General features: G+C 65.4%; 28 protein-coding genes. 9 read left to right on the top strand and 19 right to left on the bottom strand.

Annotation, left to right across the window (positions count from 1 at the left end; genetic code table 11):
• Window positions 1-5: 5 nt before the first annotated feature.
• Together ASC75_RS13700 and ASC75_RS13695 are read right to left on the bottom strand one after the other, a co-directional pair.
• Window positions 6-1,601 carry an ABC transporter substrate-binding protein gene (locus ASC75_RS13700; protein ID WP_055976173.1) on the bottom strand — a complete coding sequence of 532 codons (1,596 nt, stop codon included), beginning with the start codon at window positions 1,599-1,601 and terminating at the stop codon, window positions 6-8.
• Between the two features lie 88 nt (window positions 1,602-1,689).
• The gene (locus ASC75_RS13695) at window positions 1,690-2,835 is read right to left on the bottom strand and encodes an FAD-binding oxidoreductase (protein ID WP_055976170.1); all 1,146 of its coding nucleotides are present in this window, start codon (window positions 2,833-2,835) and stop codon (window positions 1,690-1,692) included.
• A gap of 119 nt (window positions 2,836-2,954) precedes the next feature.
• Between ASC75_RS13695 and ASC75_RS13690 the strand changes: the two genes are divergently transcribed.
• Window positions 2,955-3,578 carry an XRE family transcriptional regulator gene (locus ASC75_RS13690; RefSeq protein ID WP_055976201.1) on the top strand — a complete coding sequence of 208 codons (624 nt, stop codon included), beginning with the start codon at window positions 2,955-2,957 and terminating at the stop codon, window positions 3,576-3,578.
• A 55-nt stretch (window positions 3,579-3,633) separates the two neighbouring features.
• On the opposite strand, the gene ASC75_RS13685 is transcribed toward ASC75_RS13690, so the two are convergent.
• The 6 genes from ASC75_RS13685 to phnC form a co-directional block, all read right to left on the bottom strand.
• Entirely contained in the window at window positions 3,634-4,770 is a 1,137-nt protein-coding gene (locus ASC75_RS13685; protein WP_055976167.1) for an alpha-D-ribose 1-methylphosphonate 5-triphosphate diphosphatase, read from the bottom strand.
• A gap of 1 nt (window position 4,771) precedes the next feature.
• Complete coding sequence (locus ASC75_RS13680; RefSeq protein ID WP_055976163.1) at window positions 4,772-5,479, bottom strand: DUF1045 domain-containing protein; 708 nt, start codon at window positions 5,477-5,479, stop codon at window positions 4,772-4,774.
• A gap of 100 nt (window positions 5,480-5,579) precedes the next feature.
• Window positions 5,580-6,971, bottom strand: coding sequence for a phosphonate ABC transporter, permease protein PhnE (phnE, locus tag ASC75_RS13675; protein WP_055976160.1), 1,392 nt, complete (start codon window positions 6,969-6,971; stop codon window positions 5,580-5,582).
• A gap of 4 nt (window positions 6,972-6,975) precedes the next feature.
• Window positions 6,976-7,926, bottom strand: a complete 951-nt coding sequence (gene phnE / locus ASC75_RS13670; RefSeq protein WP_055976198.1) for a phosphonate ABC transporter, permease protein PhnE — start codon at window positions 7,924-7,926, stop codon at window positions 6,976-6,978.
• A gap of 78 nt (window positions 7,927-8,004) precedes the next feature.
• Window positions 8,005-8,916, bottom strand: coding sequence for a phosphonate ABC transporter substrate-binding protein (gene phnD / locus ASC75_RS13665; RefSeq protein ID WP_055976157.1), 912 nt, complete (start codon window positions 8,914-8,916; stop codon window positions 8,005-8,007).
• Window positions 8,917-9,007: 91 nt separating this feature from the next.
• Window positions 9,008-9,850 carry a phosphonate ABC transporter ATP-binding protein gene (gene phnC, locus ASC75_RS13660; RefSeq protein ID WP_055976153.1) on the bottom strand — a complete coding sequence of 281 codons (843 nt, stop codon included), beginning with the start codon at window positions 9,848-9,850 and terminating at the stop codon, window positions 9,008-9,010.
• 294 nt (window positions 9,851-10,144) lie between these two features.
• Here phnC and ASC75_RS13655 point away from each other — a divergent pair, with 294 nt between their 5' ends.
• Window positions 10,145-11,185: a Tim44 domain-containing protein gene (locus tag ASC75_RS13655; RefSeq protein ID WP_055976151.1), complete on the top strand. Its 1,041-nt coding sequence runs from the start codon at window positions 10,145-10,147 to the stop codon at window positions 11,183-11,185.
• A gap of 67 nt (window positions 11,186-11,252) precedes the next feature.
• Here the strand turns inward: ASC75_RS13655 and ASC75_RS13650 are convergent, their stop codons facing one another.
• Genes ASC75_RS13650 through phnG form a run of 7 tightly spaced genes read right to left on the bottom strand, consistent with a single transcriptional unit; the run spans window position 11,253 to window position 16,421 of the window.
• Window positions 11,253-11,870, bottom strand: coding sequence for a DapH/DapD/GlmU-related protein (locus ASC75_RS13650; RefSeq protein ID WP_055976148.1), 618 nt, complete (start codon window positions 11,868-11,870; stop codon window positions 11,253-11,255).
• Window positions 11,867-12,574, bottom strand: a complete 708-nt coding sequence (gene phnL, locus ASC75_RS13645; protein WP_055976146.1) for a phosphonate C-P lyase system protein PhnL — start codon at window positions 12,572-12,574, stop codon at window positions 11,867-11,869. The genes ASC75_RS13650 and phnL overlap by 4 nt, the downstream gene beginning before the upstream one ends.
• Window positions 12,575-12,577: 3 nt before the next feature.
• Window positions 12,578-13,354 carry a phosphonate C-P lyase system protein PhnK gene (gene phnK, locus ASC75_RS13640; protein WP_055976143.1) on the bottom strand — a complete coding sequence of 259 codons (777 nt, stop codon included), beginning with the start codon at window positions 13,352-13,354 and terminating at the stop codon, window positions 12,578-12,580.
• A complete protein-coding gene (locus ASC75_RS13635; RefSeq protein ID WP_055976140.1) occupies window positions 13,351-14,244 on the bottom strand; it encodes an alpha-D-ribose 1-methylphosphonate 5-phosphate C-P-lyase PhnJ in 894 nt (297 codons plus the stop codon). Before ASC75_RS13635 ends, phnK begins: the two co-directional genes overlap by 4 nt.
• Complete coding sequence (locus ASC75_RS13630; RefSeq protein WP_055976137.1) at window positions 14,241-15,350, bottom strand: carbon-phosphorus lyase complex subunit PhnI; 1,110 nt, start codon at window positions 15,348-15,350, stop codon at window positions 14,241-14,243. Before ASC75_RS13630 ends, ASC75_RS13635 begins: the two co-directional genes overlap by 4 nt.
• 1 nt (window position 15,351) lies before the next feature.
• A complete protein-coding gene (phnH, locus tag ASC75_RS13625; protein WP_055976195.1) occupies window positions 15,352-15,948 on the bottom strand; it encodes a phosphonate C-P lyase system protein PhnH in 597 nt (198 codons plus the stop codon).
• Window positions 15,949-15,956: 8 nt separating this feature from the next.
• Window positions 15,957-16,421, bottom strand: a complete 465-nt coding sequence (phnG, locus tag ASC75_RS13620) for a phosphonate C-P lyase system protein PhnG (protein ID WP_055976192.1) — start codon at window positions 16,419-16,421, stop codon at window positions 15,957-15,959.
• 119 nt (window positions 16,422-16,540) lie between these two features.
• Here phnG and phnF point away from each other — a divergent pair, with 119 nt between their 5' ends.
• Window positions 16,541-17,296, top strand: coding sequence for a phosphonate metabolism transcriptional regulator PhnF (phnF, locus tag ASC75_RS13615; RefSeq protein WP_055976134.1), 756 nt, complete (start codon window positions 16,541-16,543; stop codon window positions 17,294-17,296).
• On the opposite strand, the gene ASC75_RS13610 is transcribed toward phnF, so the two are convergent.
• The 4 genes from ASC75_RS13610 to ASC75_RS26280 all read right to left on the bottom strand — a co-directional run bounded on the left by ASC75_RS13610 (window position 17,290) and on the right by ASC75_RS26280 (window position 21,274).
• A complete protein-coding gene (locus ASC75_RS13610) occupies window positions 17,290-18,576 on the bottom strand; it encodes an O-antigen ligase (protein WP_055976130.1) in 1,287 nt (428 codons plus the stop codon). The genes phnF and ASC75_RS13610 overlap by 7 nt on opposite strands.
• Window positions 18,577-18,588: 12 nt before the next feature.
• Window positions 18,589-19,842, bottom strand: a complete 1,254-nt coding sequence (locus ASC75_RS13605; RefSeq protein ID WP_055976127.1) for a polysaccharide biosynthesis/export family protein — start codon at window positions 19,840-19,842, stop codon at window positions 18,589-18,591.
• 97 nt (window positions 19,843-19,939) lie between these two features.
• On the bottom strand, window positions 19,940-20,614 hold the full coding sequence (locus ASC75_RS13600; protein WP_055976124.1) for a sugar transferase: 675 nt from the start codon (window positions 20,612-20,614) through the stop codon (window positions 19,940-19,942).
• 288 nt (window positions 20,615-20,902) lie between these two features.
• Entirely contained in the window at window positions 20,903-21,274 is a 372-nt protein-coding gene (locus tag ASC75_RS26280) for a hypothetical protein (protein ID WP_162244926.1), read from the bottom strand.
• On the opposite strand from ASC75_RS26280, the gene ASC75_RS13595 reads away from it, so the two are divergent.
• The 6 genes from ASC75_RS13595 to ASC75_RS26880 all read left to right on the top strand — a co-directional run.
• Window positions 21,255-21,497, top strand: a complete 243-nt coding sequence (locus tag ASC75_RS13595; RefSeq protein ID WP_162244925.1) for an exopolysaccharide production repressor protein — start codon at window positions 21,255-21,257, stop codon at window positions 21,495-21,497. The two genes, ASC75_RS26280 and ASC75_RS13595, sit on opposite strands and share 20 nt — an antisense overlap.
• Before the next feature lie 312 nt (window positions 21,498-21,809).
• The gene (locus ASC75_RS13590; RefSeq protein WP_055976119.1) at window positions 21,810-22,820 is read left to right on the top strand and encodes a glycosyltransferase; all 1,011 of its coding nucleotides are present in this window, start codon (window positions 21,810-21,812) and stop codon (window positions 22,818-22,820) included.
• Window positions 22,817-23,809 carry a UDP-glucose 4-epimerase GalE gene (galE, locus tag ASC75_RS13585; protein WP_244487839.1) on the top strand — a complete coding sequence of 331 codons (993 nt, stop codon included), beginning with the start codon at window positions 22,817-22,819 and terminating at the stop codon, window positions 23,807-23,809. Before ASC75_RS13590 ends, galE begins: the two co-directional genes overlap by 4 nt.
• Before the next feature lie 6 nt (window positions 23,810-23,815).
• A complete protein-coding gene (locus ASC75_RS13580) occupies window positions 23,816-24,217 on the top strand; it encodes a hypothetical protein (RefSeq protein WP_055976116.1) in 402 nt (133 codons plus the stop codon).
• Between the two features lie 117 nt (window positions 24,218-24,334).
• Window positions 24,335-25,156, top strand: a complete 822-nt coding sequence (locus tag ASC75_RS13575) for a glycoside hydrolase family 16 protein (protein WP_055976114.1) — start codon at window positions 24,335-24,337, stop codon at window positions 25,154-25,156.
• Window positions 25,157-25,220: 64 nt separating this feature from the next.
• Window positions 25,221-25,301, top strand: an 81-nt coding sequence (locus ASC75_RS26880; RefSeq protein ID WP_156381259.1) for a hypothetical protein, incomplete at its 3' end; no start/stop codon positions are given.

Raw genomic sequence — 25,301 nt, 5'->3', positions numbered from 1 at the left:
ACGGCTTACTCGGTGATGTCGACGCCGGCGAAATTCTGCCGGCCGAACGGATCGAGCACGTAGTTGACGACGCTGTTGCGCACCGGGATCGAAACGACCGAATGGGCGATCGGGGCAAGCGGCACCTCGGCCTTCAGGATCGCCTGCGCCTGCTTGTAGATCTCCGCGCGCCTGGCCGGATCGGCGCTGACGCGGCCATCCGTGAGCAGCTTCTCGAAGTCCTGGTTGCACCAGCGCGCACGGTTGGAGCCGCCGGCGACGCCGTCGCACGAGAGCAGGTAGCTCAGCATGTTGTCGGGGTCGCCGTTGTCGCTGCTGCCGCCGAGCAGGAAGGCGTCGTGCTCGCCCTTGGCGGTGCGGGCAAGATATTCGCCCCATTCGAAGGTGACGATCTCGGATTTCACGCCGACTGCCGCCCAGTCGGCCTGGATCATCTCGGCCATGCGGCGTGCATTGGGATTGTAGGGGCGCGACACCGGCATGGCCCAGAGCTTGACCGACAGGTCAGCCTCGTGGCCCGCTTCCTTGAGTAGCGCCTTGGCACCCTCGGGGTCGTAGTCGATGCCGGCATCCTTGACGGCGCCGATCTGTGCGGGCGGAACCACGCTGCCGGCGACGGCGCCGGCGCCCTGGTAGACCGACTCGATGATCGCGTCGCGGTTGACGGCCTTGGCGAGCGCGGTGCGCACGCGCACGTCACCGAGCGGCTGATGTTCGACATTGAAGCCGAGAACGCCGATGTTCTGGCCCTCAAGATTGTGGACGGTGATGTTGGGATCGCCCTTGAGTTCTGCCGCGGCAGCCGCCGGCGGAGGGGCCGCGACCTGGCATTCATCGGCCTTGATGCGCTCGACGCGGATCGTCGGTTCGGGCGTGATGGCGAAGACCAGCGTGTCGATCTTTGGTGCGCCGTTCCAGTAGTCCTTGTTGGCGGCGTAGCGGATCTGAGCATCCTGCTGGTAGGCCTGGAGCATGAAGGGACCGGTGCCGACCGGCATCTGGTCGATCAGTTCGGGCGTGCCGGCGGCGACCATCTTTTCGGTCTGCTCCGCCGACAGGATGGACAGGTAGTCGAGCGCTATGCCGGGCAGGAAGGTGACGTTCGGCGCGTTCAGCGTGAAGCGCACGGTGTAGTCGTCGACTTTCTCGATCTTGTCGATCATCGCGCCCATTCCGAGCGCGTTGAAGTACTCGTAAGCCGCGTTGGCAAGCTTGTGGTAGGGATTGTCGGCATTGCGCTGGCGATCGAAGGTGTAGAGCACGTCGTCGGCGTTGAACTCGCGCGTCGGCGTGAACTTCTCGTTGGCGTGGAACTTGACGCCCTTGCGCAGATGGAAGGTGTAGACCTTGCCGTCCTCGGAAACGTCCCACTTCTCGGCGAGAGCCGGCCCGACCTCGGTGGTGCCCGGCTTGAACTCGACCAGGCGGTTGAAGATCGTCTTGGCCGCAGCGTCCATGGTCGAGTCGGCGGTGCCGATCATCGGGTTGAAGGTCTCGGGGCTGGCCTCCGAGCAGTAGACCAGCGTCTTGGCATAGGACTGGCCGGCAAAGAGCATAGTCGAGGCGACGAGCGCCGTACGCAGAATACCCAAGGATTTCATCGCAAAGCTTCCTGCTTTCCTGTTGACGTAACCGCGCGGCGGGTCTCCTCCCCGCGCCAACCGATGTGCGGAATGGTGGTGTCGAGCCTCAGCGCGTTTCCGCGGCGCGCGAGGGGTCTAAAAATCGTTGCGGCGACAGCGCGTCGTAGCTGACGCCGAGATCGGCCAGATCGGCTGGAATGGGGTCGCCGCGCATCAGGGCGGACGACAGCCTGGCCAGCGTCAGCGACACCTGGAAGCCGTAGCCGCCCTGGCCGCCGAGCCAGAAGAAGCCGGGCAGGCGCGGATCGAAGCCGGCAACCGGGCTGCGGTCGGGCGAAAAGGTGCGCAGGCCGGCCCACGGCGTCTGCGGGCGGCCGACCACCAGGCCGGTCGCTTCCTCGATGTTGTAGGCGGCGGTGGCGACGTCGATGTCCTCGGGATAGGCATCGCAGGGCTCGCTGTCGGTCTCGTCGGCGAGCGAGCCGATCAGGCGCCCGGCATCGGGCTTGAAGTAGAAGCGCTCGTGCAGGTCGACGACGAGCGGCCATTTTCGCGCGTCGATGCCCTCCGGCGTGTCGAACAGGAAGGCGGTGCGGCGCTTGGGCCTGAAGCCAAGGCCGGAAAGCCCGGCGCGTCCGGCGACGACGTCGACCCAGGCGCCGGCGGCGTTGACGACGATGTCGGCGCCGTAGGTGCCCGTCGTGGTGGTGACGCGGAAGCCGTCGGCGCCGCGCGCGATTTCGAGAACGTCCGATGACATCACGATGGCGCCGCCGGCGGCCTTGAGGGCTGCGGCCTGGGCCTGGACCATCTTGCCGGTGTCAATGTCCTTGGCGTCCGGCTCGTAGACGCCGCCACAGGTGCGTTCCGGGGCAATGGAGGGGACCAGCGCATTCACTTCGACCGCGCTCAGCCTCTGCACGCCCGGCACCAGCGCCTTCTGTTCCCCGGCCATGCGGTCGATGGCCTGGCCATCGTCGGGACCGCCGAAATGCAGGGCACCGCGGGTATGCTCGACAAAGCCGCCGTCGAGGATCGCCTGCCGGCTCGCCACAGACAGCGCGCGCACCAGGGCGTTGCCGTAGGTCTCCGAAAACAGCGCCGCCGAGCGCCCGCTGGCGTGATAGCCGAGCTGGCTTTCGCGTTCGATCACGGTCACCTCCGCCCATTGCTGGACACTGGCGGCGAGCGAGAGGCCGGCAATGCCTCCGCCGATGACGATCACTTTCTTGGGTTGGGAACTTTCGTGCATGGCTATCCGTAAAATCATTTTCTGATACGGTCAATATTTAGCGTATAGGAAAAATTTTGGCGAATCTTGCGGTGCTGGGGGAGTTCGATTAGCTACTGAGGTCGGTGATGGAGATGGCCATGTCGGAACAGCCCAATCTCGGCGACTGCCTGCGCAGCCTCAGGAAGCAGCATGGCTGGACGCTGCAGGATGTCAGCCACCTGACCGGCGTGGCGGTGTCGACGCTGTCGAAGGTCGAGAACGACCAGATGTCGCTGACCTATGACAAGCTGCTGCAGGTCTGTGCCGGGCTTGGCATCCACGTCACCGAGCTGCTCAGCGGCGACAGCAGGCAGCCTTCGGCGCGGACGCGCCGGTCGGTTGCGTCACCCGTGAACACGCTGCGCCAGCTGACCCGCAATTACGATTATCATTACCTCGCCACCGACCTGGTGAAGAAGCGCATGGTGCCGATCCTGGCCCATGCCCGGGCACGGACGCTGGAGGAGTTCGGCCCCTTGACCCGGCACGCCGGCGAAGAGTTCCTGATCGTGCTGAAAGGCGAGATCGAACTCCACACCGACCAGTATGCGCCGGTGCGGCTGAAGGCGGGCGAAAGCGTCTATATCGATTCGACCATGGGCCACGCCTATCTCTCGATCGGCGAGGGCGATGCCGAGATGCTGTGCGTCTGCTCCGGCGAGGAGCCCGATATGGAAAAGACGCTGTTCAGCCTCAACGACAACGAGGCGCTGGGCTCGTAAGGCAAAAAAGCGCAGCACTGATGCTACGCTTCTCCGTAACTTGACTCTTGCAACGTCAGGCGACCCGGCGGCCTTCGCGCCAGACGGTGCGGACGACGGGCACGTGCTCGTCGACGCGGACGCGCACGAGGTCGCCCCGGCGGCCGGCTTCGATGACGCCGCGGTCGGTCAGGCCGACGGCGTCCGCCGGGTTCTTCGAGACCATCGCCATTGCCTGGGGAAGCGAGATGCCGTCGACGACTTCGCCGAGGAAGAACGCCGACTGGATCAGGCTGAACGGGATGTAATCGGACGACAGGATGTCGAGCAGGCCGTGTTCGGCAAGGGCGCGGGCCGAGACGTTGCCGGAATGCGAGGCGCCGCGCATGACGTTGGGCGCGCCCATCAGCACGCCGAGGCCGGCGCCCTTGGAGGCATTGGCGGCTTCAAGCGTGGTCGGGAACTCGGCGACGCGGATGCCCTGGGCGATCGCCTCGTCGACATGGGCGACGGTCGCGTCGTCGTGGCTGGCCAGCACGATGCCGCGCTCATGGCAGGCCGCCGAGATGACGTCGCGGTTGGGCCTGGAGTTGCGGGCGGACTCGCCCATGCGCTTGTCGCAGAAAGCCTTGAACTCGACGTCGTTCAGCTTGAGCTTGCGCTGGTAATAATAGGCATAGGTCTCGATATCGACGAACTGGCGCTGGCCCGGGGCATGGTCCATCAGCGAGGCCAGCTTAACGCGGTCGTCGCCGTCGAAGACGGCAAAGCTCTCCTGGCAGTCGCCGGCCGAAACTTCGCAGCGCAGGTGGATGAAGTGGTCGGCACGGACGCGGTCGGCGCGCACACTGTCCTCGATGGCGTTGGCGAGCAGCCGCATGTCGGCGGAGGTCATGTCGGCATCCTCGTCCATGCCCACCCGCAAAGCGTCGAAGACGGTGGTGATGCCGGCTGACGCCACCTGCGCGTCATGGGCGAGCACGGCGGCGATCGGGTTCCAGCGGACGCGCGGGCGCGGGGCGTAGTGGCCTTCGAGGTGGTCGGTGTGGAGCTCGACAAGGCCGGGGATGACGAAGTCGCCTGCCATGTCCTCGCCGATGGCGCTGGGGCCGGTGGAGATTTCGGCGATGTTGCCGTTGCGGACGACGATGGAGCCGTCGATCACCTCGTCGGCAAGGACGATGCGGGCGTTTTTCAGGACTAGGTCGGTCATCTCAGGCGGTCTTTCTCTCGGCTTGCTTGCCCAGGGCATGATAGCTCAGCACCTCGAAAGGCGCTCCGGCGCTCGGCTCGACGAACAGGGCAAGCCCGTCGACGGGAACCGGCCTGTCGAGCACGCTGCCCAGGCATTGTTCGATGGCGCTGCGCACGCGCGCCGCTTCCTCGGCGGCGACGCGGCCGGTCAGGGTCATGTGGAAACGGAAGGTGTCGAAGACGTATGGGTAGCCCCATTGGCTGAGGTTGCGGCATTCCTGCGGCGACAGCGCTTCGGGGTTGCGACGGGCGATCTCGGCGTCGCTGAGCGGTGCGCGGAACGGCTCGAACGCCTTGACGACATCGCCGGCAAAGCCCTGCAGTTCAGGCAGCGGCTCAGCCGGGACCAGGGCGAAGAAGCTGTCGATCCGGGCGAGCATCAGGCGTGGGATGGCGAAGGGAGCAACGTCGCTGGCGAAGGCGGCGACCGCATCGACCAGCGACGTTTCGGAGGCATCGTCGGCGAGGCGGAATGGTGCCTTGAGCGTGGCGTGAAAACCGTAGCGGCGCGCAGCCGCCGTGTGGAACGCGACCTCGGCAGCCGACAGGTCGCCAAAGGCCCTGGCCGGCGTCACGTGGCCGCCGAACGCATCGCGTCCGAGCCAGCCGGCCGCGATGCGGCACAGCGGATCATCATGCTCTGGCGTGAAATAGACGGCGTAGCGCATGGCGCGGTTCCCTAGGCTTTCGCCCGATAGATGATTTGCATGACAGTTTGACGAAGTAGTGGCCGAGTTTCTTGGCTTTGCAAGGGCCGACCTGAAAAGTTCAGTGACTGGACTTGCCTCCGATCAGGCGGTGGCGCAACGCGGTCGAGATATTGTCGAAGATGAAGACCACGGCAAGGATGAGCAGCACCATGTAGGCGACGTTCTCCCAGTCGGAATTGGTGCGCATCGCTTCCCACAGCTTGAGGCCGATGCCGCCGGCGCCGACGGCGCCGATGATTGTGGCCGAGCGGGTGTTCGATTCCCAGAAGTAGAGCGACTGGCTGATCAGCACCGGCAGCACCTGCGGGACGACGCCGTAGCGCTGGACCGATGCCGGCGAGGCGCCGACCGAGCGCATGCCCTCGCGCTGCTTGTCGTCGATGTTTTCCAGTGCCTCGGAGTAGAGCTTGCCGAAGGTGCCGGTGTCGGTGACGAAGATCGCCGAGATGCCGGCGATGGGGCCGGGGCCGAAGGCGCGGGTGAAAAACAGCGCCCAGATCAGCATGTCGACCGAGCGCAGGAAATCGAAGAAGCGCTTGGCGACCTGGTTGACGAGGCGGTTGCGGGTGATGTTGCGCGCCGCCAGGAAAGCCAGCGGGAAGGCGAGCAGGCTGGCGAACAATGTGCCGACGAAGGCCATGACGATGGTCTGCAGGAGCTTGGTCCAGACGTCGCCATGCTGCCATTCGGAGTTGTTGACGATGTTGTCCCAGGCAAGGGCGGCATTCGACATCCTGGGATCGAGGCGGTCGCCGGAGACGACCAGCGCGAAGACCTCGCCCGTCGACTTGCCCCAGAAGGGCGAGTTGGCGTCGAAGACGAAGTTCTCCCAGCCGAGGAAGCGGTGGCGGATCTTGACGTCGTCGGCGTCGATCTGGGCGCTGCCGGCAAAGCCGAAATCGACCGTGATCTTCTCGCCGGGAGCCCTTTGCGTCGCCCAGGCCGGCAGTTCATCGGCAATGGTGATGCTCTTTTCCGGCGCGACGGTGATGTCGAGCGTCTCGTTGCCACGCGACACCCGCACGCTGGACGGCGTGATCTCGATGCGGTCGCGGCCGTCGATTTCGACCGTGACGCGGCTGGCGGCAGCCTTGTTGGCCGCAGGTGCGGCCGCCGTCGCCGCGGGCTGGTCGAAGCTCAGCCATTCGGGATGGCGGTCGGCGCGGTAGGAGGCGAAGCGCGGATAGCCGATGTCGAGGCGGTCGTCCTTGAAGTCGATCTGCGGCCGGATTTCATAGGACACCCAGTCGGCGAGATAGGTTCCGGCGATGCCCCAGTTGCCGCCGGCAAGCACTGCGCCGACGGCGAAGAACCACCAGGCAAAGACGAGGTAGGCGACGAGGCCGGCGCCGATCGCCCAGCCGGTCAGGCTCTTGCGCCAGGAGCCGGTGAAGACGTCGGGGTGACGGTCGGCGATCGACTGCATGTCGGCCGTGGAAAGGCTGGTCATGATGTTATTCCCCGCGGCCGAAGGCGTGCTCGCCGACGAGCTTCTTGCGCAGCCAGGCGGAAAGCTGGTCGACGGCGACGATGGTGCAGAACAGGAGGAGGATGATGGCGATGGTCTTGGCTTCGTGGGTGCGGCTGATCGACAGGCGCAGCGCCTCGCCGATGCCGCCGCCGCCGACCGCGCCGATGATGGTCGAGGCGCGCACGTTGATCTCGAGCCGCAGCAGGGCGTAGCTCAGGAAGTTGGGCATGACCTGCGGCACGATGCCGAACCAGACGCGCTCGGGCCAGTTGCCGCCGACGGCGCGCAGGCCTTCGTCGGCCTTCATGTCGGCGTTCTCGACCACCTCGAAGAACAGCTTGCCGAGCGCGCCGATGGTGTGCAGCGACACCGCGATGATCGCGGGGATCGCTCCCATCGACAGGATGGCGAGGAAGAAGCCGGCAATGACGATCTCGGGGAAGGCGCGCAGGATCTCGAGGAAGCGGCGGACGAAGAAGCGGAGCCAGCGCTGGGTCACCAGATTGGACGCGGCGAGGAAGCAGAGCAGGAAACCGAAGGCGAAACCGATCAGTGTCGAGACCAGCGCGACGTTGATCGTCTCAAGCATCTTGTAGACGTATTCGGGCAGGTAGAACGAGCTGTCGAACAGGTACATCCGGCCGTCGGGATAGTCGAACTTCAGGCTGCCGTCGTCGTAGGGCGAGGGCAGGTCGAACAAGGCGCGCCAGACCTCCAAGCCGTCGCGCGGGATCATCTGGTCGACGAAGTCGAAGAAATGCGGCAGCCGGTCGAAGAACTTGCCGGCGTTGCTTTCATTGGCGAACCAGAGCGAGCCGGACAGGGCGACGAGCAGGAAGATCAGCCCGCCGGCAGTGTAGAGGCGGCGGCGGCCGGCGAGTTCGCGCCAGTGGCGCTCGACCGCGAGGCCGGCTTCCGAGAGTGGCATAGTCATGAAGAGTTCCGTCCGATCCCGGATCAAAAAAGGACGCGCCGCGGGTTGGCCGCGACGCGTCGATGTCGGCCGTAGGGCTTAGCTGCCGATCTGCGCCTTGCGGGCGTCGATCACCGGCTGGTAGAATTCCGGGGTCACTTCGGTGAAGCCCTTGAAGTCGCCGCCCTGGATGGCCGAGAAGCAGGCCGGGTCGGTTTCCGGCAGCTTGACCATGTAGTCCTTGAACTTGGCCTTGATGTCGGCGTCGAGCGAGGTGCGAACGACGATCGGGCCGTTCGGGATCAGCGGCGACTTCCAGACCTCGACCAGGTCGTCCATGTCGAGGATGCCCTTGTCGACCATCTTCCTGAGATTGCCCGAGGTGTAGCCGTCCTTGAACTCGCCGACGCCCGAGCCGAAGGTGGTGCCGGCGTCGAAGGTGCCCTTGAGCACTTCGAGGACGAGGTTTTCATGGCCGCCGCCGAAGCCGGTCTCGGCGACGAAGTCCTTGACGGCAACGCCGCCGAGGTCCTTCGGCAGGGCGGTGACGGGGATCAGGTAACCCGAGGTCGAGTCCGGATCGGCAAAGCCGAGCTTCTTGCCCTTGAGGTCTTCGAGCTTGGTGATGCCGGAATCCTTCTTGGCGACCATGATGGTGTAGTAGCCGGTGGCGCCATCGGTCTGGACGGTGGTCAGGATCGGCTCGACCGCGTCCTTGTTTTCCAGGTAGATCTTGGCGTAGCCGGACGCGCCGAGTTCGGCGTAGTCGAGCGTGCCGCCGAGCAGGCCCTGTATGGTGCCGTCATAATCGGCGGCCGGGAACAGCGACACCTTCTCGACGCCGAGAACGGCAGGCAACTGGTCGACGACGCACTGGAAGTTGCGCAGGCGGTCGGCTTCGTTTTCGCCGCCGATCACGCCGATGCGGAATTCCTTGACGTCGGCGGCATGGGCCTGGCCGATCGCCAGGACGGCGAGCGAAACGGCACCCAGAAGTGCTTTCTTGAACATGGCATGTCTCCAGTTTGGCCTGGCGTCCTGCCAGGTCATTTCCGTTGCTGATTGCGGGCCCTTGACGCGGGCGAGGCGACCGCGAACGACCTCAGGCCGGGGCGTAGGCCGGTTCGAGAGGTGCGGCGGATGCGGGAACCACGACCTTGGCCGGGCGGATGCTGGTCGAGGTGATGGCTTCGGAGATTTCGGCGCCGTCGCTGTCGGCGCCATAGACCTTGCGCACGGCCTCGCGGGTCAGCTCTTCAGGCGCGCCGTCGAAGACCACCGAGCCGCCCTGCATGCCGATGATGCGGTTGCAGTAGGTGCGGGCGGTGTCGAGCGTGTGCAAATTGGTGATGACGGTGATGCCCTCGCGCAGGTTGATGTCGCGCAGCGCGTCCATCACCACCTTGGCGTTGAGGGGATCGAGCGAGGCGATCGGCTCGTCGGCAAGGATGAGCTTCGGCTCTTGCATCAGCGCACGGGCAATGGCGACGCGCTGCTGCTGGCCGCCCGACAGGGTGCCGGCGGGCTGGAGCGCGGTGCGGGCGATGTCGAGGCGCTCGAGTGCGGCAATGGCGCGGATGCGCTCCTCGCGGGAGAAGATGCCGAGCAGGTTGAGGCCCGTCGAACGATGGTTGAGGCGGCCGAGCAGAACGTTGGTCAGCACGTCGAGGCGCGGCACCAGATTGAACTGCTGGAAGATCATGGCGCAGTCGCGCTGCCAGCGGCGAAGCGCCGGGCCGCGCAGCGACGACACCTCGGTCTTGTCGAAGACGATTGAACCCTGGCTCGGGTCGATGAGGCGGTTGATGGTCTTGAGCAGGGTCGACTTGCCGGCGCCGGAGCGGCCGATGATGCCGACCATCTGGCCCGGCTGGATCTGGAGATTGACGCCGTTGACGGCGACGTTCTTGCCGAAGCGGCGGCTGACGTTGCGGATTTCGAGCATCGTGGCTTCCCTGTCCCTTCAGGGCTTTCCGCCCTCTTTCTGGCTTGGGCCTAGACCCGGGACATGAAGCTGCAATGTCGGGACCATGTCAGTTTTGTTACGATGCACAGTCCGGAGCGCGAAAAACGCGTGCTCGAGCGCCGTTGCCAGCCGAGTTCGCACGACGGAAAGAAAAAGAGTCGGATCAGGGGTTTGTGCGTCCTAGCCAAGATTTTGCAAAAACTTGATCGCCGGCCCTGACACTACACTTGTTAGTCATTATATGAGGGCGGACGTCACATTGAGGAACCGCCGATGAAATTGTCCCGAACGACCCGCTTTGCCACGCTTTTCGCGGGCCTGTTCCTTGCCTTCTCCATGGTCGCCGTCGACCAGGCCGACGCGCGACGCGGCGGCAGCTTCGGCAGCCGGGGAGCGCGCACCTTCCAGTCGGCGCCGCCGACACGCACCGCGCCGCAGCCATCGGCACCGGTGGAGCGGTCGATGACCCCGAACACCGGCCAGGCGGCGAACCCCGCCACCAACGCCGCGCGTCCGGGTGCCGCTGCCCAGCAGCGTCCCGGCTTCATGGGCGGCTTCGGCGGCGCGATGATCGGCGGCCTGCTGATGGGCGGCCTGTTCGGCATGCTGATGGGCCAGGGTTTCGGCGGTCTCGCCGGCATGTTCGGCATGCTGATGCAGGTTCTGCTGATCGGCGGCGCCATCTGGCTCGCCTTGCGGTTCTTCCGCTCGCGGCAGGCGTCCGGTCCGGCGATGGCCGGTGCGGGTGCCGGCGGCGGCAACTTCAATTCGGGCGGCGGCAACTTCAACTATCGCGATGCCGCCCCGTCTGACGAAGGTGGCAAGGCCAATGGCGGCAGCCGCTCGTTCAGCATTCCGAGCATCGGCGGCAGCCGCGCCAACGCAGCACAGCAGCAGCCGGTCGGCAAGGACATCACCGTATCCGGTGAAGACCTCGACACGTTCCAGCGCCTGCTGACCGAAGTGCAGGAAGCCTTCGGTCGCGAGGACCACAAGGCGCTGCGTCGCCTGGTGACGCCGGAGATGGTTTCGTATCTCTCGGAAGAGCTGGCCGACAACGCGCAGAACGGCGTCCGCAACGACGTAACCGACGTCCAGCTGTTGCAGGCCGACATCGCCGAAAGCTGGAGCGAGGGCGACCGCGACTACGCGACCGCCGCGCTGAACTATTCGTCGATCGACGTCACCCGCAACCGGGCCACGGGCGAAGTGGTGGACGGCGACGAAAACGAGCCGACCGAGACCACCGAACTCTGGACCTTCGTGCGCCAGAACGGCGGTGACTGGCAGCTCTCGGCGATCCAGGAAGCCTGAGCGGGCTTCATCCAGACAAAGAAAGAGGCCGCGCACCGCGCGGCCTTTTTTGTTGCGGCAGAGTCGTTTAGCCGCCGTTCTTCTCAAGGAACTCTTCCGCTGAAAGTTTGCGGAAGTCGTCGAGGGCGGTGCGCAGCCTGGCGTGGTCCCAGTCCCACCAGGCGAGCGCCTGGAAACGCTCGGCCGTCCTGCGGTCGAAGCGCTCGCGCAGCGGCTTGGCCGGGACGCCGGCGACGATGGTGTAGGGCGCGACGTCCCTGGTGACGACGGCGCCCGAGCCGACCGCAGCACCATCGCCGATCGCGACGCCGGGCAGCACCGTCGAGCCGTGGCCGAGCCAGGTGTCGTGGCCGATGGTCACTGCATTGGAGCGGCGCCATTCGAAGAACTCGCTCTCGTGGCTGGCGTCCTCCCAGTAATCGGAGGCGCGGTAGGTGAAGTGGTGCAGCGTCGGCCGCCAGGTCGGGTGGTTGGTGGCGTTGCAGCGGACGCTGGCTGCGATGTTCGAAAACTTGCCGACCGTCGTGCACCACAGGCTGCAATCCTGCATGACGTAGGAATAGTCGCCGAGCGAGCTTTCGCTGATGCGGGTGCGCTCGGAGACTTCGGTCCAGCGGCCAAGCGTCGACTGCGTCACCTCGGCGCTTGGGTGGATCCAGGGCTGTTCGGACAGCTTGCGGCTCATGCTGCAATCTTTCCGGCGGCGAATTCGGTGACGTCGACGATGCGGTCGGCGACGGCCTCGCGCACGTCGGCATCGTGGAAGATGCCGAGCAGGGCCACGCCTTTCGCCTTCTTTTCCTCGATCAGGGAAATCACCACCTCGCGGTTGGTGGCGTCGAGCGAGGCCGTCGGCTCGTCGAGCAGCAACACCGGATGGTCGGTGATGAAGCCGCGGGCGATGTTGACGCGCTGCTGCTCGCCGCCGGAGAAGGTGGCCGGCGGCAGGCTCCACAGGCGCTCCGGCAGGTTGAGCCGGCCGAGCAATTCGGCAGCGCGGGCATGCGCCTCGTCACGGGCGACACCGCGGGCGACCAGCGGCTCGGCGACGACGTCGAGCGCCGAGACACGCGGCACGGTACGCAGGAACTGGCTGACATAGCCGATCGTGTCGCGGCGCACGGCCAGCACGGTACGCGGATTGGCGGTGGCGAGATCGACGAGCTGGCCGTGGTGGTCGACGATGATCTGGCCCTGGTCGACGCCGTAATTGCCGTAGACCATCTTCAGGATCGAGCTCTTGCCGGCGCCCGAGGGGCCGCCGAGCACGGCGCATTCGCCAGCCCGGACCGAGAACGAGACATTGGAGACGACGGGCAGACGGATGCCGTCGCGAAGGTGCATGGTGAAGGCCTTGGCGACCTCGGAGACGATGAGTGGCGTTGCCATGGCTTACACCTGAAGGATCGAGGAGACGAGGAGCTGGGTGTAGGGCGCGCGCGGGTCGTCGAGCACGCGGTCGGTGAGACCGGCCTCGACGACATGGCCGTCCTTCATCACCATCATGCGCTGCGACAACAGCCGGGCGACGGCGAGGTCGTGGGTGACAACGATGGCCGCGAGGCCGAGATCGGTCACCAGTCCGCGCAGAAGATCGAGCAGGCGCGCCTGCACCGACACGTCGAGGCCGCCGGTCGGCTCGTCCATGAAGACCAGGCGTGGGCCGGTGACGAGGTTGCGGGCGATCTGCAGGCGCTGGCGCATGCCGCCCGAGAAGGCGCGGGGCTCGTCGTCGATGCGCTCCTCGCCGATCTCGACACGGCCGAGCCAGTCGACGGCGGTCGAGCGGATGTTGCCATAGTGGCGGTCGCCGACGGCCATCAGCCGCTCGCCGACATTGGCGCCGGCCGACACCGTCATGCGCAGGCCGTCGGCCGGGTTCTGGTGGACAAAACCCCAGTCGGTGCGCATCAGGAAGCGGCGCTCGGCCTCGCTCATGCGGTAGAGGTCTCGCCACTGGCCGTCGCGCATGCGGTAGCTGGCAGTGCCCGACGTTGGCAGCAGGCGGGTTGCCAGGCAGTTGAGCAGGGTGGTCTTGCCCGAGCCTGATTCACCGACGATGGCCAGCACTTCACCGGGCCACAGGTCGAAGGAGATGTCCTCGCAGCCGATGCGCGAACCGTAATATTTGGACAGCGCCGTAACGCGCAGAAGCGGTTCGTCGGTCATCGGGCAGACTCCAGGATGTCGGGCGAGAGGTGGCCGCGATGGCCGCAGGCCTGGCGCGTCTCGCAATGGTCGGTGTCGGAACAGACGAACATGTGCCCGCCCTTGTCGTCGAGGATGACCTCGTCGAGATAGACCTGCTCGGCCCCGCACAGCGCGCAGGGCTGGTCGAAGGTCTGGATCTCGAAAGGATGGTCCTCGAAATCGAGGCTGACGACCTTGGTGAAGGGGGGCACCGCATAGATGCGCTTTTCGCGGCCGGCGCCAAACAGCTGGAGCGCCGGCGACATGTGCATCTTCGGATTGTCGAATTTCGGCGTCGGCGAGGGGTCCATCACGTAGCGCCCCTCGACCTTGACCGGATAGGCGTAGGTCGTGGCGATGCGGCCGTGCCTGGCGATGTCCTCGTAAAGCTTGACGTGCATGAGGCCGTATTCCTCGAGCGCGTGCATTTTCCGTGTTTCGGTCTCGCGCGGTTCGAGGAAGCGCAGCGGCTCGGGGATCGGCACCTGGTAGACCAGGGTCTGGCCCCCGGTCAGCGGATGCTCGGGGATACGGTGGCGGGTCTGGATGATCGTCGCCTTGGCCGTCTCGGTGGTCACGGCGACGTCTGCGACTTTCTGGAAGAAGGCGCGGATCGAGACAGCGTTGGTGGTGTCGTCGGCGCCCTGGTCGATGACTTTCAGCACATCGTCGGGGCCGATGATCGCAGCCGTCACCTGGACGCCGCCCGTGCCCCAGCCATAGGGCATCGGCATTTCGCGGGAAGCGAACGGCACCTGGTAACCGGGAATGGCGATGCCCTTGAGGATCGCCCGCCGGATCATCCTTTTGGTCTGCTCGTCGAGATAGGCGAAGTTGTAGGTTGCGATGTCTGTTGCAGGCGTGCTCATTCCGCCGCCTCCCGCTGTTCGGTTTCGTTGCTCTGGTTGCGCTTGTCGTGCTCCGAGCGCATGCGGCGGACGAGGTCGAGTTCGGCCTGGAAGTCGACATAGTGCGGCAGTTTCAGGTGCTCGACGAAGCCGGTCGCCTGGACGTTGTCAGAGTGCGAGATGACGAATTCCTCGTCCTGGGCGGGTGCGGTGATGTCCTCGCCGAGTTCGCCGGCGCGCAGCGCGCGATCGCACAATGACATCGCCATGGCCTTGCGCTCGGACTGGCCGAAGACCAGCCCGTAGCCGCGGGTGAACTGCGGCGGCGCCTTGGCCGAGCCCTTGAACTGGTTGACCATCTGGCACTCGGTGACGCGGATGCGGCCGAGCGTGACGGGGAAGGGCAGTTCCGGCACCTCCAGTTCCAGTTCGACCTCGCCGATGCGGACCTCGCCGACGAAGGGATGGCTGCGGCCATAGCCGCGCTGGGTGGAGTAGCCGAGGGCGAGCAGAAACCCTTCGTCGCCGCGCGACAACGCCTGCAGGCGGATGTCGCGCTCCATCGGGAACTCCAGCGGCTCGCGGGTGATGTCGCCGGTCAGGTGGTCCTCAGGCAACTCGCCGTCGGCTTCGATCAAGCCTTCATGAGCCAGGATTTCGGACACGCGCGCCATGCGCTGGCCGTCGCCCTCGCGCTGCTCGGGTTCCGCGATGGCAGGGTCGTTTGCCAGATCTGGGTCGAGCAGGCGGTGGGTGTAGTCGAAGGTCGGGCCGAGCAACTGGCCGCCGGGCAGGTCCTTGTAGGTGGCGGAGACGCGGCGCTCGACCTGCATGGCGGCGGTGTCGATCGGCCTGGTGTAGCCGAAGCGCGGCAAGGTGGTGCGGTAGGCGCGGACGAGGAAGATCGCCTCGATCAGGTCGCCGCGCGACTGCATGATGGCGAGCGCCGCCAGCTCGCGGTCGTAGAGCGAGCCCTCCGACATGACGCGGTCGACGCCGAGCGCCAACTGTTCGACGATCTGGTCGATGCGCAGCGCCGGCACCGAGCGGTCGCCACGGCGACGGTCGGCAAGCAGGCGATGGGCATTGGCGATGGCGGCTTCGCCGCCTTTGACAGCCACATACATGTCAGGCCTCCATCGTCTTGATGCGGGTGGTGCGGGGCAGGCAGGCGACCGCATCGGGTGCTGCCATGATGACGTCGACACCGCGCGGGAACCGCGCGCCGTTCTGCTTCCACTGCTCGACGAAATGGCGCGGCAGCGGGGTGGGCGCGATGGTCGCCGAGGTCTCGATGCCGGGGCCTTCGAGATGCAGCGGTGTGCCTTCGGTCAGGCTTTCGACCTGCAGGACCAGCGTGGTCGAGCGATCGGGATATTCCTGCGTCCCTTGCGCGAAGTTCTCGACCGAGATCATGTTGGCCGGACTGGCGACGAGGGCGAAATGCGCATCGGCCGGTGTGGCGGCCAGCGGCGCGCCGGCGTGGAACGCGATCCAGGACCTGGCCGTCGAAACCTGAAGCCCGGCATCGAGCCAGAGCGGGGTGTCGTGGTCGCACAGCGTGAGGGCGACGGCTCCCGCCGTTGCCGACAGCGGGGCGGGCGGCTGGGTGAGCCCGACGACCGGCTGGATGGTGCCCGGTCGGGCCATGGCGTCCATGACCGCACGGAAGACGGTCTGGGCGTCGAACACGGGTGCGGCGAAACCGCCGTCGATGACATCCATCTGTTCCATCAGTCTTCTCCGCGAACCATGGTGAAGAAGTCGACCTTGGTGGCCGCCGTCTCGGCGCGGCCGATCGCATCGGCTTCGGCTTGTGCGGCGCGCAGGGGCGCAAGGATCCTGTCCTCGATCTCGGCGCGGCGGGTCGGGTTCTGCCAGAGCGCGTCGGCGATGGCCGAAAGCCTGGCCTTCTCCTTGTCGCGGCCGAGTGCATAGGAATGGCCGATCTCGCCGCCGGGCAGGCGCGCCGTGGCGCGGGTCACCGTCGCTTCGCCGAAGTTGAAGGGCGCGCCGCCACCGCCGATGCGACCGCGCACCGACACCAGGCCGGTCTCGGGGCCGCGCAGCATCTCGGCTTCGTGCGTCATGCCGGCAGCCGCGCACAGCCGCTTCAGCTCGTCGGCCGGCGCTTGGGCGAGGGCCGCCATCGCCGCCTTGCGCTCCGCTTCCAGTTCTCTTTCCTGCCGTCGGTCCATCTCGATCGCCACTCCACTTCGTATTTGTCTATTGTTCTATACAATCGAACAACATACAACGGGCTTGTAGCGAGGCTGCATGACGGGTGCATGACAGGTCGCAAACAGGGGCGGTGGATTTGAGCGGGCAGGGACAGAAACAGGCGGTGACGCGCAAGAGCGGGGTGGCGCTGTGGCGCCAGATCGCCGACCAGATCCGGCAGGCGATTTCGGCGGGAACGCTGGGCGGCGACGGCAAGCTGCCGCCTGAGATGGTCCTGTCCGAGCGCTTCGGCGTTAACCGCCACACGCTGCGCAGCGCGATTGCCGCACTTGTGCAGGAAGGCGTGCTCCGGGCCGAGCAAGGCAGGGGGACCTTCGTCGAGAGCCGGCAGAAACTCTCCTTTCCGATCTCGGCGCGGACGCGCTTTTCCACCGGCCTGCGCAGCCAGGCGCGCGATCGGCGCAGCAGCCTGCTCGCCCATGCCGTGGAGCCGGCGCCGCGGCGCGTGGCGGAAGGGCTCGGCCTTGCGGAAGGCGCGGCCGTTGTCAGGCTGGAAACGCTGAGCGAGGCCGACGAACGGCCGGTGTCGCGCGCCACAAGCTGGTTCGATGCGGAGCGGTTTCCCGGCTACGCCGAGGCCTATGCCGAGACGGGCTCGATCACGCTCGCTTTCCAGCGCTATGGCATCGAGGACTATTTCCGCAAGTCGACGCTGGTATCCGCCCGCCATGCCGATGCGGCCGATCTTGCCGACCTCAAGCTGTCGGCGGGAGCCATCGTGCTGGTCGCGGTTGCGGTCAATGTCGATGCCGAGGGCGTGCCGATCCAGTATGCCGAGACGCGCTTCGTTGCCGACAGGGTGGAGCTCAGCGTCTCGACCGAGCTTCAGTGATTGTAATGGGCGGCGACGCCGCCGGGCCCGAACTCCACCTGCCGGGCCGGTGAAGCCGGCACGGCCGGTCGTGTTGCCGGTTCCTTGGCCCGTGCCCAGCAGTAGTAGAGCAGAAACGAGCCGATGACATAGGGCTGGAGGATGTCGACCTCGAAGAAGGAGCGGATGACCAGCAGGGCAAGCAGGCCCGTCTGCAGCAGCGGCTCGATCCAGTCGCCTTCGCCGAGTAGCCGCGAGATGCACAGCCTAAGGATGGCGAGCAGCGGCAGCACGATCATCGCCGCGCCGACATAGCCGAGTTCCACCAGCGCCTCGATATAGGTGTTGTGGAAATGGAAGCCGGTGCGGGAGGTGATGTAGAACTCGTTCCACAGCCGCTCCGCCTCGGAGAAGCCCTGGACCCAATAGGCGGCATAACCGATGCCGAGCAGCGGCGTGTTTGCCGCGGCGTCGAAGCCCTGCTGCCAGAGATAGGTGCGGCCGGTCAGCGTCGAATCCTTGCCGAAGGCGCCAAGCACCATGTCGATCGCGCCGGCATTGAGCGCCGCCAGCACCGCCGTTCCGGCAAAAACGAGGCCGGCGGCGAAGAAGATCCGGCGGTGGGTCGGCGAGAACGCCTCCAGTCCGGCAATGACGACGACCATGGCTACCGCTGCGGGGGTGGCGAGCATCGAGGTTGCCGATTGCGACAGCACCAGCGAGGCCGCCGAAAGTGCGACGACGCCCAGCGCCAGCAGGCGGGCGATGCGGCCGCGCGTCTGAAACAGCGCGAAGTAGCAGCCGAAGAGCACACCCAGCGAGGCGTAGAAGCCGAGCTGGTTCTTCGAGCCGAATGCGCCGACGAAGCTGTAGGTGCCGTCGAGCGCGTCATAGACATAGCCGCCGACGAGCATCGAATAGGTGAGGATGACGGCGACGCCGGCGATGGCGCCGATGGACAGGGTGCGCGCATCGATCACCCGGGCCGCGATCACGGCGCAGACGACGTGCGACAGATACTGGAGCGCTGCCCGGCTGGTCACGTCGGGCGCGTCGGACCAGAAATAGGACAGGCAGGCAAGCAGTGCGAAGGCGAGGAGTTGCGGCGATGCGGCGAGGCGGCCGAGCGTGAACCGGTAGTCGACCAGGACCAGCGGCAGCCAGACCGCATAATACATCAGGATCGAGACCTGGCCGATGCGGAACGAATAGGCGAACACGAAGAACGATACGGCGACCGCGAAGGCGCCGTAGAGCGTGTTGTGGCCGGGTTCGACCAGAGTGGATTTCCTGATCCGCATGGCGTCTGGCCGTTACTGAATGAGCGGGTCGCCCATCCGCTTCACCTTGAGCACATCGCCGGGCAGGACGGGCATGTCTTCGGCGGCGGTGAGGTCCTTGCTCTTGCCATTGCCGTCCTTGCGGACGAGGACATAAGAAATCGCCTGTTCGGTGCCGGCCGCGGCGGGGGCCGTGCCGCCGGCCTCGGCGATCAGGCCCTTCTGCATTCCGAGCTTGAGCGTGACGGCGTTGAGTTCGCCGACGACCTTCTGCCGCTCGACCGCCAGTTCGGACTCGCCGTCGTTCTTGAGGTCGATCGCTTCCTGCTCGGCCTTGCTGATGTCCTGCTTGGCCCGCAGCATGGCGGTCTCCAGATCGAGGATCTTGCCTTCCATCTCGGCGATGGAGCGCTCGGTCGACAGCACGCGCGTGTTCACCACGAGGCCCTTCTGGGCCAGCGTGTCGATGCCGCTGAGTTCCTTCCTGGCGAGTTCCACCTGGCGCTTCTGGGTCTCGGACTTCTGGCCCAGCGAGACGATCTCCTGTTCGAGTAGGCCCTTGAGCTCCTCGAGCGCCTGCAGCCTCAAGGTGAGTTTCTTCTGGCGCGAGGCCATGATGGCGGTCTCGTTGGCGATCATGCCCGGTACCGCCGGCAGGGCGGCGATCTCCTTCGGCGCTTCGACCTCGGTCTTGCCGGCGAGCTCGGCATCGATCCTTGCGCGGGTCACCATCAGCCGAAGCTGCTCGTCGGACAGCACGGCATGGCTGCCTTCGGCAGTGATGAGGTCGCGCTCGGTACGGGCGCCGTCGGCGCCGCGGCGCATGCCGCCGGCAATGCTGATCGCCTTGAGGACAGTCAGATCGGGGGCATAGGCATACTGGCCCGGCGTCTGGATGTCGCCGGAGATGTAGAACGGGCGGAACTGGGCCACCTCGACCGACGCCTCGGGGCGGTCGGAAAGGCCGAACTTGTCCTGCAGCGTCTTGCCTATCGTCTCGGCGATCTCGGCCGTCGTCTTGCCCGCGGCCTTCGTTTCACCGACGAATGGCAAGGAAAGATTGCCCGACGGCCCGATCGTGTATTCACCGCTGACCGAGGACCAGTCGCGGAAGGCGCCTTCGACCGTCTGCCATTCGACGACGCGGATGGTCAGCTTGTCCTGGGTTCCGAGCTGGTAGTCCTGGGCAAGGGCGGTGGACGCCGAAATGGCCAGCGTGAGGCAGAGCGCGCCGCCCAGCCTGAGCAGGCGTCGCGTGCGGCGATTAGGATCGAGGTTTCGGTTCAAGGTCGTCGTCCGTTCGTGGGCCGCGGGGATCTCTTGGAGCCCGCGGGCGGGAGAAGCTGCGCGCCCCCACATGGGCGCAGCCTCGATTGCGGCAAGCTCAGTAGCTGCCGCGCGACAGGCAGACGGCCGGGACCGTCTTGAGGATGATGCGGATGTCTTCGGCCAGCGACCAGTTCTCGACATAGTGACGGTCGAACGCGACGCGGCTGTCATAAGAAACGTCGTTGCGCCCGCTGACCTGCCACAGTCCGGTGAGGCCCGGCCGCGACTTGAGATAGAAGACGACCGCCTTGCCATAATAGTCGAGTTCGTCGCGGACCACGGGGCGTGGGCCGACGATGCTCATGTCGCCGAGAAGGATGTTGAGGATCTGCGGCAGCTCGTCGAGGCTCAGCTTGCGCAGCACGGTGCCGACACGCGTGACGCGCGGGTCGTCCTTGAGCTTGCGCGTCGCGTCCCATTCGGCCCTGGCTTCCGGGTCGTTGCGAAAATGGGCAGCAAGGACCGCATCCCCGTTGGGGACCATCGTGCGGAACTTGAGGCATTGGAAGATACGCCCGCCACGGCCGATCCGGCGATGGCCGTAGAACACGGAGCCGCCGTCCGACGCCTTCACCAACAAGGCAATGAGCAGGAACAACGGGCTTAATGCGATAATCCCGAGACCCGCACCGATGATGTCGAATCCGCGCTTGGCCACACCACCCAGAGGGGGAAGGTCGGTGGCGACGTGTGGAAACTCCAAGCTCGTAGACTTGGCCAGATCCCTCATGCTGCAACTCCAATTGGTCGATAAATCGCCCCAGAATCGCCCTGTGACAGGATATGGCCGGCATGCTGCGCTGCAACACACGTTTTTTTGACGCGTGAAATATTTCTATCAGTAGATGACCAAAATCCGTGCATGGCGTGCACAAGAAAATTTCAATGCGACAGTTTTATGTCCATAGCCTCAATGCTTGAGCAGAATCGAATATGTCGATCTGTGGGAAATGTTAAAGGTTAAATTCCAACCATGTTTGTAATCATTCTAAAAATGGGTGTCAGATTATGAAACATGTTACAAAACATACGTGTACAAGGCAAAATATTCGGAAATAATGGCGACTTGAATGAAAAATGGCGAGACTGTCGATTGTCTGTGACAGTGCAATGCAACATCCCAGGTTGATGGCAGGACTCGTCGCGAAACAGGGCTCCGCTTGCTGACTGCTGGGTGGCTCAATATAATGAAATGACGTTCCTGCGGCCGATCGCCAGCCAGCATGCCGGCATCAGAATATGTCGAAGGAACGGATGTGGGTGGAGCTTTCAGGGCCAGGGGAGTTGCAAGCAACATGGTGACGAATTCAGTGCCGATGCCTCGGGCCTGACGGTCAGTGGCCATGACTCTGCCAAAATTCGTGTTCGGCATGGCGATGGTGATCGCCATCGTGGCACTATGGTCCTATCTCGATGCTGCCAGCTGGGGCACGATCTTGCTGCGCGTGCTGGCCTGCGCCGTGATTCTTCAAGTCGGATACTTCCTTGTCATCCTGGCCATGGTGTTGCGCGCGAGCCCGAACACGGCCGAAATCAAGAACACCAAGGCAGTGGCCGACGGAACTCCGGCAGTTCCAGCCGACGACCTGACGCCAAAGGGCAGCGCGCACTAGGGCCGTTGCTGCATCATCCACGGCCGCCCGCCGGCTGGATTTGTCGGGAATCGCCGACGCTTTTCCGAGCATCATCTTGCCCAGCTCCGCCCGCCGTCGCGTGATGCCGCGATGTCACCGCTGCAGATAGCGGCGTTAGTTGGCGTGATCAAATCGACACGCCCACAAGCCTTGGAAAGCCGCATGTCGCGGCGGTCGGCACCGGGTCCTTGCGACCCCAACGGTGAAGCGCCGTAACAAAAGTTGGGGTTCCCATGTTCGCAGGTGCAATATAGCTCTTGCGTCGGCGGGCTAAGACGGAAAGGCAACGACGTGAGCGGAACCGACGTCTGTGTCATCATTGCTGCGCGCAACGCGGCGGAAACGATCACGACGGCCATCACTTCGGCGCTGCTGGAGCCCGAAGTGGCCGAGGTCGTGGTCGTGGACGATGCTTCGACCGATGCGACCGAAGCCGTGGCGCGGGCTGCCGACGATGGCAGCGGCCGCCTTGTGGTGCTGCGGCTTGACGTCAATCGCGGCCCCTCATTTGCGCGCAACATGGCGATCCGCAACTCCAGATCGGCACTGATCAGCATCCTGGACGCCGACGATTTCATCCTGCCCGGGCGGTTCGCGAACCTTGTCGCCGGCGATGACTGGGACCTTGTCGCCGACAACATCGTCTTCGTGGAACATGCCTCGGTGCGCGACGTGCTGGCGGGCGACATCGCGCAATTCGATGCCGATCCGGCGCAGCTCGATTTCGCGCAATTCATCGCGGGCAACATTTCCAGCCGCGGCGTCCAGCGCGGCGAACTGGGCTTCCTCAAGCCGGTGATGCGGCGCGAGATGCTGGAGCGGACGGGGCTGGGCTACGACGAAAATTTGCGGCTCGGCGAAGACTATGCGCTCTACGCCGGGGCCATGCTGGCGGGCGCCCGTTTCAAGTTCATCAGGTCCTGCGGCTACTGTGCGGTGGTGCGGCCCAATTCGCTGAGCGGCCAGCACCGCACCGAGGATCTGCGGCGCCTGGCCGATGCCGATCTCGGGCTTTTGGCGCAACCCGGACTGGCGACGCAACACCAGCGCGTCCTTCGCCGCCACGAGCGCCATGTGCGCGACAAGTATCGCCTGCGGCGTTTCCTCGACCTCAAGGCGGCCGACGGCTTGGCAGCGGCAGCGAAGTTCGCGATGGCATCGCCCGCCAACTTCCTGGCGGTCGTCCGCGGGGTGGCCATGGACAAGTTCGATGCGTTGACGGGCTCTGGTTCGGTGTCTCCGGCTCGTGAACCGCGCCTGCGCTACCTGATGGCGGCCGAGAACGCAGGTGCCCGGACGTGACAGCATCGGACATCAAGGACATTCTGGTCGTCGGCGGCGGCGGCTATATCGGCTCCCACACCTGCCTCGACCTGGCGCGGAGGGGCTTTCGCCCCGTCGTCTATGACAATTTCAGCAACGGCCACCCCGAATTCGTCAAATGGGGACCGCTCGAGGAAGGCGACATCCGGGATCGCGCGCGGCTGGACGAGGTGTTCGCCAGGTACCAGCCGGCGGCCGTCATCCATTTCGCCGCGCTGATCGAGGTCGGGGAATCGGTCAGGAACCCGATCGCCTTCTTCGAGAACAACGTCGCGGGGTCGCTGAACCTGTTTGCCGCCGCCAATGCCGCGGGATGCAAGCGGCTGGTGTTTTCCTCGACCTGCGCCACCTATGGCGAGCCGGAAGAGACGCCGATGCGCGAGACGCACCGGCAGCAGCCGATCAATCCCTATGGCCGCAGCAAGCTGATCGTCGAGGACATGTTGCGCGACCTCGACCGCTACGAGGGCTTCCGGTCGGTGCTGCTGCGCTATTTCAACGCCGCCGGCGCCGATCCCGAAGGACGCATCGGCGAACGCCACGATCCCGAGACGCATGCCATCCCGCTGGCGATCGACGCAGCTCTCGGCCGCCGTGCCGGCTTCAGCGTGTTCGGCGACGATTACGACACCCGCGACGGCTCCTGCGTCCGCGATTTCATCCACGTTCTGGACCTTGCCGACGCGCATAGCCGCGCCGTGCAATACCTGATCGAGGGCGGCGACAGCGTCGCGCTGAACCTGGGCACGGGGCAGGGCACGACGGTCAAGGAATTGCTGTCGATGGTGGCGCAGGTTTCGGGCCGGACATTCCCGGTGGAGCAGGCGCCGCGGCGCGAAGGCGACGCACCGTCGCTCGTCGCCGACAATTCGAGGGCACGCCACGTGCTTGGCTGGACCCCACGCCACGACCTCGCCGCGATTGTGTCGAGCGCCTGGAACTGGCACGCTCGGGCAAACGTGGAGTAGAAGGGCATGGCATCGATCTTCGCTTTCCGCACACGCAGTCCGGACCGCGACCGGGAAACCGACGTGACCCGCTTCGAACAGCTGGCACGTTCGCTCGACCAGCTGACCTCGGAGATCGAGGCCGAGAGGACCGGCATCCGGAACCGCTACGAGGCCGTCTCGGCCAATGCGGCCTTCCTGGTCGAGGCGATGGACAATTCCGAGGCGTCGTCGCGGCGGGCCGACGACATGGACCGGTGGACGGAATCGCTGAAGACCTGCCTGCGCCGCATCGAGGCACTGGGGCGGCAGACCGAGTTCATCGCCGGGCTTCGTCATGCGCTGGACACGTTTGTCGACGAAGGTCGCAAGGCCGATGAGGGATCGTCGGCAGCTGAGGCGCCGGAGGAGGTCCGGCGCCGGCCCTGACGGGCCAGAATCTTACGGGAGGATGGGAGGTTGTTTCCGGTCGGGGTGAGGCCCCTGGCCGGCAGTTGCAATGCGGTTCTCGGGCGGGAGGCGCGAAGGCACAAGGATGACTTGGCTATGAACGCAAACGTCACACATCACGCAGCCGGCCGGATCGGCCGCCGCTCATGGGGCTTGCGCCTGTCGGTCGCGCTGGCGGGCCTGCTTGCCGCTTCGGGCGGTGCGCTGGCGCAGGATGCCATGGGCAAGTCCTTCGTGGAAACGTTCGACACGCTGAGCGGTTCGCGCTGGTTCGTCTCCGACGGCTGGGACAACGGCAAGCACCAGAACTGCACCTGGTCAAAACAACAGGTCCAGGTCGCCGACGGCAACCTGGTGCTGAGCTTCGAGAAGAAGCAGTTGAAGAACCGCGACTATTCCTGCGGCGAGGTGCAGACCAAGGAACGCTTCAGCTACGGCACCTACGAGGCGCGGATGAAGAGCGGCACCGGCTCGGGCCTGAATGCGGCCTTTTTCACCTATATCGGCCCGGTGCACAAACAGCCGCATGACGAGATCGATTTCGAGGTGCTGACCAAGGATCCCTCCAAGGTGCAGGTCAACGCCTATGTCGGCGGCAAGTCCAACGACGAGAAGCTCGTCGACGTGCCTGGTGGCGCCGACCAGGGTTTCAACGACTATGCCTTCGTGTGGGAGAAGGAGCGGCTGCGCTGGTACGTCAACGGCCAGCTCGTGCACGAGGTGACCGAGCCGTCGCAACTGCCCAGCCACCCGCAGAAGATCTTCTTCAGCCTGTGGGGCACCGACACGCTGCGCGAATGGATGGGGGCCTTCTCGGATCCGGGCAAGCCGGTGACGATGGCCGTCGACCGCGTCGCCTTCACCGCCCTCGGCGAGCCTTGCCAGTTCGAAGGCTCGGTCGCCTGCACGCTGCAGTGAGCGGCAGACAGGCTGGCGCGGCACGTCCGCGCCCCAACATCATCAACGAACAGGAACGGACCTGATGAAGCTTACGGTATTTGGGATCGGCTATGTCGGTCTTGTGCAGGCTGCGGTGCTGGCGGAGGTCGGGCATGACGTTGTC

This window comes from Aminobacter sp. DSM 101952, assembly GCF_001424795.1.
GTDB lineage: Bacteria > Pseudomonadota > Alphaproteobacteria > Rhizobiales > Rhizobiaceae > Aminobacter > Aminobacter aganoensis.
Note: the sequence above shows the minus strand (reverse complement) of the source record. Positions and strands in the feature narration are given on the sequence as shown.

Excerpts from the sequence above, each read along its gene's own strand:
- ASC75_RS13690 (WP_055976201.1), top strand. The coding sequence starts at position 2,955 with ATGTCGGAACAGCCCAATCTCGGCGACTGCCTGCGCAGCCTCAGGAAG.
- ASC75_RS13575 (WP_055976114.1), top strand. The coding sequence starts at position 24,335 with ATGAACGCAAACGTCACACATCACGCAGCCGGCCGGATCGGCCGCCGC.
- phnE (WP_055976160.1), bottom strand. The coding sequence starts at position 6,971 with ATGACCAGCCTTTCCACGGCCGACATGCAGTCGATCGCCGACCGTCAC.
- ASC75_RS13635 (WP_055976140.1), bottom strand. The coding sequence starts at position 14,244 with ATGAGCACGCCTGCAACAGACATCGCAACCTACAACTTCGCCTATCTC.
- ASC75_RS13630 (WP_055976137.1), bottom strand. The coding sequence starts at position 15,350 with ATGTATGTGGCTGTCAAAGGCGGCGAAGCCGCCATCGCCAATGCCCAT.
- ASC75_RS13655 (WP_055976151.1), top strand. The coding sequence starts at position 10,145 with ATGAAATTGTCCCGAACGACCCGCTTTGCCACGCTTTTCGCGGGCCTG.
- ASC75_RS13650 (WP_055976148.1), bottom strand. The coding sequence starts at position 11,870 with ATGAGCCGCAAGCTGTCCGAACAGCCCTGGATCCACCCAAGCGCCGAG.
- ASC75_RS13695 (WP_055976170.1), bottom strand. The coding sequence starts at position 2,835 with ATGCACGAAAGTTCCCAACCCAAGAAAGTGATCGTCATCGGCGGAGGC.
- ASC75_RS13685 (WP_055976167.1), bottom strand. The coding sequence starts at position 4,770 with ATGACCGACCTAGTCCTGAAAAACGCCCGCATCGTCCTTGCCGACGAG.
- phnK (WP_055976143.1), bottom strand. The coding sequence starts at position 13,354 with ATGACCGACGAACCGCTTCTGCGCGTTACGGCGCTGTCCAAATATTAC.
- ASC75_RS13580 (WP_055976116.1), top strand. The coding sequence starts at position 23,816 with ATGGCATCGATCTTCGCTTTCCGCACACGCAGTCCGGACCGCGACCGG.
- ASC75_RS13700 (WP_055976173.1), bottom strand. The coding sequence starts at position 1,601 with ATGAAATCCTTGGGTATTCTGCGTACGGCGCTCGTCGCCTCGACTATG.
- phnC (WP_055976153.1), bottom strand. The coding sequence starts at position 9,850 with ATGCTCGAAATCCGCAACGTCAGCCGCCGCTTCGGCAAGAACGTCGCC.
- phnG (WP_055976192.1), bottom strand. The coding sequence starts at position 16,421 with ATGGACCGACGGCAGGAAAGAGAACTGGAAGCGGAGCGCAAGGCGGCG.
- ASC75_RS13680 (WP_055976163.1), bottom strand. The coding sequence starts at position 5,479 with ATGCGCTACGCCGTCTATTTCACGCCAGAGCATGATGATCCGCTGTGC.
- phnE (WP_055976198.1), bottom strand. The coding sequence starts at position 7,926 with ATGACTATGCCACTCTCGGAAGCCGGCCTCGCGGTCGAGCGCCACTGG.
- ASC75_RS13610 (WP_055976130.1), bottom strand. The coding sequence starts at position 18,576 with ATGCGGATCAGGAAATCCACTCTGGTCGAACCCGGCCACAACACGCTC.
- phnD (WP_055976157.1), bottom strand. The coding sequence starts at position 8,916 with ATGTTCAAGAAAGCACTTCTGGGTGCCGTTTCGCTCGCCGTCCTGGCG.
- ASC75_RS26280 (WP_162244926.1), bottom strand. The coding sequence starts at position 21,274 with ATGGCGATCACCATCGCCATGCCGAACACGAATTTTGGCAGAGTCATG.
- phnL (WP_055976146.1), bottom strand. The coding sequence starts at position 12,574 with ATGGCAACGCCACTCATCGTCTCCGAGGTCGCCAAGGCCTTCACCATG.
- phnH (WP_055976195.1), bottom strand. The coding sequence starts at position 15,948 with ATGGATGTCATCGACGGCGGTTTCGCCGCACCCGTGTTCGACGCCCAG.
- ASC75_RS13600 (WP_055976124.1), bottom strand. The coding sequence starts at position 20,614 with ATGAGGGATCTGGCCAAGTCTACGAGCTTGGAGTTTCCACACGTCGCC.
- ASC75_RS13595 (WP_162244925.1), top strand. The coding sequence starts at position 21,255 with ATGGCGATGGTGATCGCCATCGTGGCACTATGGTCCTATCTCGATGCT.